Annotated in this window: 6 protein-coding genes; all 6 read left to right on the forward strand. The window is 40.5% G+C overall.

Features of this window, described 5'->3' with window-relative positions:
• Window positions 1-5: 5 nt before the first annotated feature.
• The 6 genes from essB to AB685_RS10790 all read left to right on the forward strand — a co-directional run bounded on the left by essB (window position 6) and on the right by AB685_RS10790 (window position 13,126).
• Window positions 6-1,205 carry a type VII secretion protein EssB gene (gene essB / locus AB685_RS10765; protein ID WP_241773278.1) on the forward strand — a complete coding sequence of 400 codons (1,200 nt, stop codon included), beginning with the start codon at window positions 6-8 and terminating at the stop codon, window positions 1,203-1,205.
• A 43-nt stretch (window positions 1,206-1,248) separates the two neighbouring features.
• Window positions 1,249-5,721 (forward strand): type VII secretion protein EssC, encoded by a 4,473-nt coding sequence (gene essC, locus AB685_RS10770; RefSeq protein WP_128755846.1) that lies wholly within the window; start codon window positions 1,249-1,251, stop codon window positions 5,719-5,721.
• Window positions 5,718-8,573, forward strand: coding sequence for a type VII secretion protein EsaA (esaA, locus tag AB685_RS10775; RefSeq protein WP_047970607.1), 2,856 nt, complete (start codon window positions 5,718-5,720; stop codon window positions 8,571-8,573). The genes essC and esaA overlap by 4 nt, the downstream gene beginning before the upstream one ends.
• Window positions 8,563-9,036 (forward strand): type VII secretion protein EssA, encoded by a 474-nt coding sequence (gene essA, locus AB685_RS10780; RefSeq protein ID WP_047970608.1) that lies wholly within the window; start codon window positions 8,563-8,565, stop codon window positions 9,034-9,036. The genes esaA and essA overlap by 11 nt, the downstream gene beginning before the upstream one ends.
• A gap of 122 nt (window positions 9,037-9,158) precedes the next feature.
• Window positions 9,159-11,231 (forward strand): sigma-54-dependent Fis family transcriptional regulator, encoded by a 2,073-nt coding sequence (locus AB685_RS10785; RefSeq protein ID WP_047970609.1) that lies wholly within the window; start codon window positions 9,159-9,161, stop codon window positions 11,229-11,231.
• A 371-nt stretch (window positions 11,232-11,602) separates the two neighbouring features.
• Window positions 11,603-13,126: a long-chain-fatty-acid--CoA ligase gene (locus tag AB685_RS10790; protein WP_047970610.1), complete on the forward strand. Its 1,524-nt coding sequence runs from the start codon at window positions 11,603-11,605 to the stop codon at window positions 13,124-13,126.
• Window positions 13,127-13,132 lie beyond the last annotated feature (6 nt).

A 13,132-nucleotide genomic window follows, 5' to 3' on the forward strand; every position in this document is an offset into this window, starting at 1 on the left:
AATGTATGATGTCTGATCAAAGTCGAACATATCTGGAAGAAGAATTACAAGCGGTACTTACAAAAGAAGGGGAAACAGTAAAGCTGGTTTTTCAAAAGGAAAGAATCAAGTTGGAAGAAGCAAAGGAAATTCTAATGCTTCAAGAAGTAAATCATTCTATACATAAAAAGATCCAGGAAACGGAAGATGAATTAACCATTATATATCATATTCCACCTGCTTTTTCATCTTTTTCCCAAATGAAAAGAAAAGAAGAAAAAAGCAGATGGATATTTGCCTCGCAATTAATAAAGAGTGTGAAGTACCACTCGCTTTCAAGACTTCATCTCCTTGTTTGTCCCGAAAACATGGTAATGGATGAGAGCCTGACACCATATTTTCTGCATTATGGTGTAATGGAAAGCCTGCCTCCTTATGAAAAGGATCAAGAAAAACTTTGGCAGGAGACAAAGGCAGTTATCGCAACTGCCATTGACAGGAAATTCACCTTCCAAGAGTATCTGAAACTTTCTCAAACATTAGAACTATCAAAAATTGCCAAGTCCATCATGAATGCGAAAGATGAAGAAGAGCTTTTAGCCATCATCCGAAAAGGGATAAAAAGGTTGGAGGAGAAAGAAAAACAAATAATTCACCTTCCGCAAAAAAAATGGAAGTTGACCAAATTTGCATCAATAGGACTTTTAATTCTCTTCATACCTACAGTTGTGCTGGCCGTGTACTCGCTTCTATTTGCACAACCTAAACAGGCAGCATTTATTCAAAGTTCTGAGTATTTCCTTAAAAATGAGTACAGCCAGGTGGTCAATACTTTAAGCGGTTATGAGCCGGCGAATATGCCAAGAGTAGTGCAATATAAATTGGCTACATCCTATATCATCAACGAATCATTGAACGAAGATCAGAAGGATACATTGCAAAACAGGATTACTCTTCAATCTGACCGCCAGTATTACCTCTATTGGATTCATATCGGGAGGGGAGAAGCGGAACAAGCCCTTGATATTGCACGGTCCCTTGAGGATTCGGAAATTATTCTGTATGCATTATTGAAGTATAAAGAGCAGATAAGGGCCCAAAACGATCTTACAGGTGAAGAAAAACAAAATCAGCTGAAAGAGATCCAGGATGAAATAGATGAATATGCGCAAGCAATAAAAGCATTGGAAGAAGAGGAAGAAACCGAAGCTGAAGAGGAAGAATAAAAACATGGTAAATTAACCGCGGACTTTGGAATGAGGTGAGTGTGTGATGAATTTCTGGTTGTTCTATAAAGACCATTATCAAAAGGTTTCTATATCAAATAATAATAGATTAACCATTGGAAAAGACGTAGAGGAACAAGTTACTGTTCATAATTTTCCGTTCATAGAAGGACCTATATTCGTTGAATGCCAGGATGACAGTTTTGTAGTTTACCAAAATGATAGGCAAATAGGAAGCGGAACATACACACAACCTTTCGAATGGAAAAGGGAAGAAGAGGTAATGTGGATGGTATTGACCCCTGGTATGACTGAGGTTAAGTCCTACTATCTAGGGAACAAGAATGAAACTACAATCAGTATGGAGAGCAAGGGTACGACTGATAATTGGAATATTCCCTACTTATTTAAAACGGAATGTAGTGCAATCAATTTCACGAGAAACATTTCCGGAAAATGGGTTGTGATGACAGATGGGACTTCATGCTATCTCAATGGACTTAAACTATCCGGTGAAACCACTCTGGAGTCGGGGGACCTTCTGCTTCTTCCATTCATGGAGATCCGTTACGTGGAAGAGGATATTGTTGAAATTACTAGCTTTGAAGAATATAAATCAGAGTTACCAGAAATGAAGCTTCCCCAATCAGAGATGAAAAAGAAGTATCCGAGTTACCGTAGAACACCGCGAATGGTATATGAGCTTCCAGATGATAAGGTTTCCTTGCAATTTCCTTCACAGGAATCTGATGACAATAATAAAGGACTATGGCTGATCATCATGCCCCCACTCATCATGCTTATTGTCATGGGGGTAGTGGCGCTTGTTGCACCAAGGGGGATATTCATCATCATTTCCATGGTGATGTTCATGACAACTCTTATTACGTCAACAGTGCAGTTCTTTAAAGAAAAAGCCAACCGTAAAAGACGTGAAGAGCGTCGCAGAAGAGTCTATAGTCTCTACCTTGAAAATAAGAGAAGAGAGCTTCAGGAGCTAGCGGATAAGCAGACACATGTTCTGAATTTTCATTTCCCTTCCTTTGAGAGGATGAAATATTTGACCGGTCAAGTATCCGACCGGATTTGGGAAAGGTCAATGGAAAGCCATGACTTCCTACAGTTCCGATTGGGGCGGGGGAAGGTCCCTTCCAGTTACGATATATCCATCAATTCAGGTGATATGGCCAATAGGGAAATTGACGATCTATTGGAGCAATCCCAGCTGATGGAAAAGGTGTACAGGGAAATCGATAATGTCCCTGTAATTGCAGATCTATCCAAAGGAGCAATCGGTCTGATAGGAAAAGAATCTGTCATGAAAAATGAAATACATCAGATTATAGGGCAGCTATCATTCTTCCATAGCTACCATGACCTGCGATTTGTTTTTATATTCAATGAGAAAGAGTATGAACAGTGGGAATGGGCGAAATGGCTTCCTCACTTTCAGATTCCGCAATCCTTTGCCAAGGGTCTTATCTATAATGAACAGACAAGAGATCAGTTGCTCTCTTCCATCTATGAAATGCTAAGAGAAAGAGATCTTATGGAAGATAAGGAGAAGTTAACTTTTTCCCCGCACGTGGTTTTTATTATTACAGAACAGCAATTAATTGCTGATCATGTCATTCTCGAATACTTGGAGGGTGACCACAAAGATCTTGGAATCTCTGTAATTTTTGCTGCTGATTCCAAAGAAAGCCTTACCGATAATATTGAAACGCTCGTGAGGTATATCAATACCCAGGAGGGCGACATTCTAATCCAGGAAAAAAAAGCCGTTTCCATACCATTCAGGTTGGACACCCATAAGAGAGAAGGTAACGAGGACTTCTCTAGGATGCTAAGGACTCTTGACCATCAGGTGGGAATGACAAACTCCATCCCAAATAGCGTCTCTTTCCTAGAGATGATGAAAGTAAAGGAAGTTGGAAAGCTACCAATTAAAGAAAGCTGGCTTACGAGAGAGTCTTCCAAATCGTTGGCAGTACCAATCGGGCTTAAAGGTAAGGAAGACATTTCAGTATTGAACCTGCATGAAAAAGCGCATGGTCCCCATGGTCTTTTGGCTGGGACAACGGGTTCTGGGAAAAGTGAATTTCTACAGACATATATCCTATCACTTGCTATTCACTACCATCCACATGAAGTCGCTTTCCTGCTTATCGATTACAAAGGTGGAGGAATGGCCCAGCCATTTGAAAATATGCCTCATTTGCTTGGGGTTATCACTAATATTGAAGGAAGTAAAAACTTCAGTGCACGCGCTCTCGCTTCCATTAAAAGTGAGCTGAAAAGACGTCAGCGACTGTTTGATCAATACAAGGTCAATCATATTAACGCATACACTGATCTTTATAAACAGAATAAGGCTGAGGAACCTCTGCCACACTTATTCCTGATTTCCGATGAGTTCGCGGAACTGAAAGCGGAAGAGCCGGAATTCATCCGTGAGCTAGTAAGTACCGCACGTATCGGCAGAAGCTTGGGAGTACATCTCATCCTTGCAACTCAGAAGCCTGGTGGGGTGATTGACGAACAGATCTGGAGTAACGCCCGTTTCAGAGTGGCCTTGAAAGTCCAGGATGCAGATGACAGCAGAGAGATATTGAAAAACAGCGATGCCTCATCCATTACTGTGACAGGCCGAGGCTATCTTCAGGTAGGCAATAACGAAGTGTACGAGCTGTTCCAATCCGCCTGGAGTGGAGCACCTTACCTGGAAGATACTTCAGAATCTGAGGATGAAGTTGCATTTGTTACAGACCTTGGCCTTGTGCCACTATCGGACGTTTCAACATCCAAGAAGAAAAAGAAAAGCGGTCAAACCGAGATTGGTGCGGTCGTGGAAGAAATCAATTCCGTCCAACAACGGATGGGAATCAAGCAGCTTAGCAGTCCTTGGCTGCCACCATTGGATGGAAGGCTGTCCCGTAATAAGTATGTCTCGCAAGCTGAAGGCTTTATTTCCTTGGCATTAATGGACGAGCCGGAGAAACAATCCCAGACCGTCTATGAATATGAACTGATGGAAGACGGCAACATTGGGATATTTGGGTCTTCCGGATATGGAAAATCCCATACAGTTCTTATGCTATTGCTCAGCATTGCTGAAAAATACACACCTGAAGAGGTACACTATTATATTTTTGATTTCGGTAACGGAACTTTGTTGCCAATCCGCCAGCTCCCACATACAGCCGACTTCTTCCTGATGGATGAAGAACGGAAAATTGAGAAGTTCATGCGTATCCTGAAGGATGAAATGTCCCAGCGGAAAAACCTGTTCCAACAACAGGAGGTAAGCTCGATTAAAATGTATAACTCTATGAGTGAGGAAAAATTGCCGTTAATCTTTATGACAATCGATAACTTCGATTTGATCAAAGAGGAAATGCAGGACTTGGAGATGCAGATAAACCAGTTCGTGCGTGATGGGCAGTCACTCGGAATATATATGATCTTTACGGCGACAAGAGTCAATTCCATCAGACAATCGTTGATGAATAACTTAAAAACAAAGGTTGTCCACTATTTGATGGACAACAGTGAGGCCTTTACGATTCTTGGAAGGGTGCCATATAATCCAGAGCCTATTCCTGGTCGTGCCATTATTAAAAAGGATGAGGCATACTTCTCACAAGTATTTTTGCCAGGTGAAGGAAAAGACGATTTCGAACTACTGGATACCATTCGAAATAACGTTCAATATATGAAAGAAAAATATAGTGAGTATAAGGAGCCACAACCAGTTCCGATGCTTCCTTCCGATCTGAATGTCATCAATTTTGTAAAATATGCGAAAGGGAAACAAAAGGATGGTCTCGTTCCTATAGGATTGGATGAAGAGCTTGTCCAGCCTGTGTACATCAATTTTGATAAATATAAGCATTGCATGATTGTTGCACAAGCGCAAAAAGGAAAGACCAATGTCATCAAAGTCATTCTGAATACAATATTGGATCAAGGTGTAGAGTCTATAGGATTATATGATTCGTTTGATAGGAGTCTGTCAAACTATAAAGAAGAAAAGAAAGTCACCTACATTGAAACAAAAGACCAAATAGCCATATGGCTGGAAGAAGTGGAGCAAAAATTGCTTGCAAGAGAATCCGATTACTTGGAGAAGGTGCAGTTCGGTGACAGCTCCATGGATTACTCTCCTTTATTCCTTGTAGTGGATGGCTACGCAAGGTTCATTCAGACACTAGATCCGATGTTGCAGGACAAGTTTGCCAGGCTGATGAAGAATTATAGCCATCTTGGCTTTAATATTGTGGTATCAGGAAGCAACAACGACCTGTCAAAAGGGTATGATACGTTGACAATGGAAGTGAAACAAATACGCCAAGCATTGGTTCTGATGAAAAAATCAGAACAGAATATTTTCACTCTGCCATATGAGCGAAACGAAGAAGAAATACATCCAGGCTTTGGTTACTATGTAATCAACGGCAAAGAAATGAAAATTCAGATTCCACTTTGCGCAACTGAAAGGAAGGTATATACATGACGGGAAAAACCACCTATATAATCAAAATGGTGTTGGTTGTTCTCCTTATCCTCGTGACACCCGCTGTTTTCTTTGGGTCTGTCGGCGACAACCCGATGAAGGCTGAAAGAACTGCCTCCAGAGTAATTGCGGTAGTAAATGAAGACACAGGAATGGAAAAGGAAGATAAAGCCCTTGAGTTTGGAAAGGAAATCTCCACTATTTTTGAGGAGGGTTCTAGGTATGAATGGACGGTTATTGGTCGGAGTGCAGCAGTAAACGGGCTGAAAGATTCCAGATACGATGCAGTAGTTTATATCCCTTCCAATTTCTCCACCAACATCATGACCTATGAGAGTATGCAACCGGTAAAGGCGAACTTTGAATACACCGTTCAAGATCAACTGAATGTGATTGATCGCGAAAAGGTGTTACGTGAAATTGAAAAAGCGACCAGCAAGATCAACAGTAGAATATCCACTTTGTACTGGACCTATGTTTCACAGGATCTGGAAAATGTACGAGCTCATTTCGATACGATTCTACAAAAGGAAATAGACTTCCAGAATGCCATGCTCGCATTCTATAAACCTACTTCCTTAAACCTCGCATCCGAAATTGAGAGACAGCGTTCCATGCTTGAAAAACTTCAGTCAACAGTGGCAACTGTTAGCCAAGGCGCATCTGGAAGAGAAAGCACAGTCCAACAGTTTGAAGAAAACCTAACATCTTTTGTACAGTTTGTAGACCAATTTAAAGAATATCAAGATAGCCAACAATTGGTGTTACAAGAACTTCAGGATGAGAGTATGGGAAGTATCCAGCTGTTAGCATCCACCCAACCTTCCCGCCATGCCGAGGTACAAGATTATTTGTCTCAAGAAGGAACAGAGATAAATAATGGGCTGGAGTCTATTAATAACAGCATGGAAAGTAACAAAACCAATCTTGGTGAACTATCTGAATTAAGAAAGTCCGAAGTTGACAGACAAACAAGTGATATGGAAGCATTTTTTGAACAACAAGAACAGATTGCCTTGTCACAAAAGAATGCGGACCTTACTAAATTAGAAGAAACGATTGAGAACCTTAAAAGCAAACTTGAAGAAGAAGGCAAGAAAGAACCTGGAAAACCGGAAGATCCTAAACCCTTAACTACATCAACTAAAAATGATGTTAAGGATAATAATTCGGAATTAGAGGTTCCTGATAACAGAAGTTTTGAGAATGAAATACAAGAATTAAATGCGATTGCTAAAGACATTTATAATATCAAAACAATTATTGATGGGTTGGACGTTGTTCCTGAAGAAATACTAACTGCACTAAGTCCTTTAGGTGAGTTATCGACTAGGATTACAAAGGTGGAAGAAAGCCTTAAAGGTGTAGAAGAAGAAAACCCATTACTAAAGATAATCAAGCAGCTGGAAGCAGAAAAACAAATATTAGAAGAAGAAATAGTAGGATATCTTGAACAGATTTCCGAACTGGAAGAAGTTATTGCGGCCTTAGAAGGGGACAAAGAATCCTTATCAAATAACCTTCAAACAGTTATAAATGAGATTGAAAAGAAAGAACAAGAGATTCTAGATCAGATTCAAGTAGATGAAAGAAAAAAACGTTTAGATGCTATTTTTAAAAAGGAGATAAATAATAACAGTACCAAAGACTTATTAAACTATCACTCGTCTCTTGTTCAATTTGAAGAAACATTAAATAGAAATATTGATGAGGACGTGGAGTCGCTTCTTGAAGACATTCAAACCATTCTGAATGTCTCCAATACAGAGCAAAAAGAATGGATTAGTTTAACAACTGCCATGCCGAACACCATCGAACAGATGCAGGCACTTCAAGACAATTTCTCCGTTTTTATGGAAGAGTACAGAGCGAATATTGAAGAACAACAAACTGCCATCATGAATGATATTTCTTCCTTGGAGGAGAGTGCAAATAGCGTTATGGAGCAAGTTCAATTGTTTGCGAGTAACGAACCGACACCTACTGATGGCAATGATGGGAACACGGTTGTGAACAGACAGCAAACAATCAGTCAGGAGCTTTTGACGTTGAGCGACTTGGTGACATCCGTCGGGGAAAGTCAGTCCAACATTGTCTCCTATACAACGGAATTGCAGACAAATGTAGAAAATGTACAGAATGACGCAGATACACTCAATGCCAAGTGGGCGGAAAATGTGGGTGCAACAAAAATGTACAGAGACGATATTTTTAACGTTCTTGGAAATGCATATGTAGATGGACAGAAAAACGGTCCTGTTTATGACCATCTGTCAAATCCGTTGCAGATTAGCGGGGACGCTGCAAGTGGAACAGAGAACAACAGAGTACCACCGGTTGTAGTACTGGCAATCATCCTGATAAGCAGTCTCTTGATCGGGTATTTCAGCCATTACTTCAACAATGCTCCAATGCTTGTTCAAGGGTCAATGTTCGTGTTGTTAAATATTATCGTGGGATTGATCATCAGCCTTTATGGATTAAATATCTATCCTTTAGGCGAGGATCGTGCTATCCAGTGGTCCATTTTTACGATTCTTCTCCTGACAGCTGCTTCCGCAGTGGTTCTTGCCGGATTTAGTATGGACAAATTGGTTGGCTGGATTGCAAGTGTGGGCCTTGTGATTTTCTTTATTACTCCATTCCTATCACTTACAGCGCCGAACATCAACTATGAGGATCCAATGTCTCGAGTGTATATGTCCATTCAATATGGCTCAAGCTCACTCTTTGTTGGAGCGGTAATCACCTTGATCGTCATTCTTCTGTTGCTCATGATTATTCCGCAAATAGTTACTTTGCTGAAGAATAACAGAGCAAAAAAGAATGAGGACGAAGCATATGAAGGCTAAGATTCTACCTCTATTGTTGACCGTTCTCCTTATCTCTGTCATTCTACCGATAAACGTGGAAATGAAGAGAGCCGACTCTGATATTGAATCGCTGGAACCTAACAGTTATCAGAAACGGGATTTCAGGGAGAACACAAATTTTCTGCGTGAAAACAACCTGAATGAGCCCAGGGAATCTGTTCCAGAAGAACAGAAATTAATAACCTTTAAACAGCGCGAAAAAAAAGCAGAAGAGGATTTTCTTGGCTCCCTTTTTACTACAGAGGGAGAAAAAAACACTACTATTCAAGCCAACGCTGAACAATTAAATCTTTTTAAAGAAAGTGAGAATACTAGATATCAAGCATTTGGTATTACGGAAGATACATCAGAAATGAACAGCATCACCATTTTGTTATTTGGATTTCTTGGAATAGCCATCATCATGTTGCTGGTTCTTATCCTGCCAAGAATGGCCAAATGAAAAGCATAATACCTAAAACCCTCTCTATTTGTTAGAGAGGGTTTTATAATTGCTTAAATATTCTAAAATCTATTCTTTTCCGTTACAATGAAGATAGATAGTAAGTAAAAGGTGGTTTGCCTGTGATTTCTTTAAAAGAGATGATAACACCAGTTCCATATCAAATTACAGTTAGAACAAAGCTTGCAGAAGTGTTGAATATTATGAAAGAAACAAAGTGGAGTCTATTGCCAGTTGTTGATGAAGAAACAAAGTTAGTTGGCGTATTTACCAGAAGTCACCTGTATGCCATGATACTTGACGAAAAGCCCTTAACCACACCAATCAAGGACTATGTCCGAAAGGATGTATCTTCTTTAAGAGTGGATACCCCTTATGAAGAAGTGGAAAAAATCGTTCGGAAAAGTCAGGTCGGTACAGGTGTAGTAGTTGATACCGAAGAGAAAGTCTTAGGAATATTTACAAAGGCCGACATGGTTATGGGATTACTGAATACGACCAACACGCTCAAGGAACAACTTGATACTGTAATGGAGAATGCTCCTATTGGAGTAATCATGACAGACGAGTATTCAAAGATTATCTATGCCAATAAACGATTGTATGAAATAACAGGAATATCAAGGGAGCGTCTTTACAGTAAAAAGCTAAGTAAAGAGTTTCCCGAAATTGAAAAGATGATGGAACAAACAGAATGGAATTCCTCCTTCACTGTAAGTAGAATAAAGTCCATCCTCAATATATCAACATACCAAACTGTTCGTAATGAAAAAGGGTACATCATTCTGTTTCAGGATATCTCGGAAATAGAAGGGATCGCTTCCGAACTTGAATTGGTGAAAAATTTAAAACAGTCTCTTCAGACTGCGATTGACCATGCTTATGATGGGATATTGATGACGGATGCCCAGCAGAATATTCAAATGGTTAGTCCATCCTTGTTGGAACTGTTCGACTTGGAATATAGTGAAGTCATACATAAAAAAACGGACAAAGTGTTTCCTCAATTCCAATTATCAAAAGTTTTTAGTACAGAAGCACCTGAGGTAAGTGATTTCCAAGAAATCATTGGAATTAAATATATCATTCATCGCATTCCAATTATTCAAGATGGACGGATGGTAGGGGCGATTGGCAAGATAATGTACAGACAGCTGAATGAAGTAAGTGAACTATTTAAAAAACTGCAGAAGGCAGAAAATAAAGCGAGTTTCTATCACACGGAATTGAAAAAATCGGAGGCTGCCAGATATACATGGGATCACATCATCAGTGAAAATCCAGTCATGGAAACAATAAAAAAGAGCGCAGCAAAGGCAGCTAAAGGTCGTTCCACCATTCTTATCAGGGGAGAAAGCGGAACTGGGAAGGAATTGTTTGCACATGCCTCCCACAATAGCTCCGCGAGGAAAGACGGTAAATTTATTGTGGTAAATTGTGCGGCCATTCCCGAGGAACTGTTGGAATCAGAATTCTTCGGATATGAGGAAGGTGCTTTTACAGGAGCACGAACCCGGGGAAAAATCGGCAAGTTTGATCTAGCAAATGGAGGCACCCTTTTTTTGGATGAAATCGGGGATATGTCACTAACCCTTCAAGCGAAATTGCTCCGAGTTCTTCAGGAGAAGGAATTCTATCGGGTTGGCGGCACGAAAAGAGTACAGGTGGATGTACGAATAATTGCCGCTACCAACCGCAACCTGGAGGAGATGGTAAGGGAAGGAATGTTTCGTGAAGATCTTTACTATCGATTGAATGTCATTTCCTTATTTATTCCGCCACTTCGGGATAGGTTGAAGGATGTTGAATTGCTTTCAAAGAGAATGATGTGTGAACTTAATAGCATGATCGGTACAAGTATTACAGGCTTTGAACCACAGGCTAACCAGATGCTGTTTTCCTATCATTGGCCGGGAAATGTACGTGAGCTGCGGAACGTGATGGAACGGGCCATGACATTTGCTGAACATGGAAAAATCAAGGTGGAGGATCTCCCCGATTACATGTTTGGTAGCAGGGAGTCCATGCGAGAGATTGCTGTAACAGAAGAGGAGTCCATGGTCGAGAGTGCTGAACGTCATGCAATCGAAACTGCCTTAACAAAAACAAAAGGCAATAAGGCAAAGGCTGCTAAGATGCTGGGAATAAGCAGGTCTAGTCTATATGACAAATTGAAAAAGTACCAATTGAATTGAAATAAGAAGGCTCTTTTCTCAAAGATTGTTGCTATTCACTAGTAAAAAGTCGGCTATTGGGCTTTTTACGGCTTATCTACTCTAAAATAGGCATGTAGTTTACTCTGGATACCCGAGAAAAGAGCACGAAAGTAAGGAATATAACGGTTTGTTGATAAATATGAAAAAGCAACAAAGTTTACGAAAACAGCCAATGAGAAGGAAATGAGTGTCCGAAAGATGGACGCTTTTTTCTTTGTGTATTAAAGTAGGACAATTTTATAAAGCGGAATTAATATAAGTCTCTATTATTGTATATGATTCCTTTCGGTTTCTCTTGGCATAATTCTTGCATTTAAATACTCGAATTCTATTTTAAAGGAGGAACGTGTATGAACATTGGAATGTATGTGTCGCAAAATGCCAGAAAGGTTCCCGAAAAGCTTGCCATCGACTGTGAAGGAAGAACGTATAATTATGACCAGTTCAACCGAGAAGTGAATAAGCTCTCTCATGGCCTGTTGAAGCATGAAGTATCAAAAGGCGACAAGGTAGCCTTCATGATGAAAAACTCGGATTACTTTGTTTTTTCCTATTTTGCAGGTGCAAAAATCGGCGCCGTAATCGTACCGATGAACTTCCGTTTAACTTCCACAGAAATCCAATATATATTGGAGCAGTCAGAAGCGAAATTAATCATCTGTGACGAAGAGTTTGAAGAAACAATCGCCAAAGCAATGACAGGTAGTAAGGTGGAAAAAGTGATTGTGGTGGGAACGCCGACGATTGCCGAAAACAGATCGTATAACGAAGTGTTATCCTCTAATGAACAGGATCCAGAAGTAGAAGTTCTTGAAACAGACGACCTTGAAATCCTATACACTTCTGGAACGACCGGACGTCCTAAAGGAGCCTTGTTCGACCACCGTCGAATTTTCAATGTAGGTCTATCCATGATGATCAGCATGGGAATCAATCAGCAGGAGCGCTTCCTACATATTGCTCCATTGTTTCATTCAGCACAGCTGAATTTATTCCTCGTTTCCGGAACAGTACTCGGTGCCACCCATTTCATTCATCGGGATTTCCATCCTGTGCATACACTCAAAGCAATACACGAACATAAAATAACCCATTTTTTCGGCGTACCGGCGATGTTCAATTTCCTATTGCAGGTACCTGATGCGGACAACTATGATCTTTCCTCCATCAAACGCTGTGGATATGGAGCGGCACCAATGGCACCTGACCTCGTGAAAAAGAGCATGAACTTATTTAAAAATGACCAATTCTTCAACCTTTGCGGTCTAACAGAGGCAGGGCCAAATGGAATACTGTTAGATCCACTCGGACACAAAAAACACCTTGGGAAGAACGGAAAACCGTCATTTTTGACGGAAGCAAGAGTGGTGGATGAAACCGGCAAGGACATTGATGTAGGGGCAGTGGGTGAATTTGTCCTGAAAGGTGAATCCATCATGAAAGAATACTATAAAAAGCCGGAAGAAACGAAAGCAGCGTTAAAAGATGGCTGGTTATATACAGGAGATTTGGCCACCGTTGACGAAGAAGGTTATATCACCTTGGTGGACCGCAAAAAAGACATGATTATCTCGGGAGGGGAAAACGTTTATTCCATTGAAGTGGAGGAAGTGCTCTATGAACATCCTCAAGTGATGGAAGCGGCCATTATCGGACTGCCCGATGAGATATGGGGAGAAGCGGTATGTGCAGTGGTCGTTTCTCATAAAGATCATGTGGTGGATGAAGAGGAACTGAAGCAGTTCTGCCGTCAGAAGCTTGCTGGCTACAAGGTTCCGCGAAAGATTTTTGTGGAAGAGATGCTGCCGAGAAATGCATCCGGTAAAATACTGAAATATCAGCTGAGACAGCAATTAAATCAAGTAAAAGCATAGGAGTGA

The sequence above is a fragment of the Bacillus sp. LL01 genome, from assembly GCF_001037965.1.

Coding starts and splice junctions, on each gene's coding strand:
- essB (WP_241773278.1), top strand. CDS start 6: ATGATGTCTGATCAAAGTCGAACATATCTGGAAGAAGAATTACAAGCG.
- esaA (WP_047970607.1), top strand. CDS start 5,718: ATGACGGGAAAAACCACCTATATAATCAAAATGGTGTTGGTTGTTCTC.
- essA (WP_047970608.1), top strand. CDS start 8,563: ATGAAGGCTAAGATTCTACCTCTATTGTTGACCGTTCTCCTTATCTCT.
- AB685_RS10790 (WP_047970610.1), top strand. CDS start 11,603: ATGAACATTGGAATGTATGTGTCGCAAAATGCCAGAAAGGTTCCCGAA.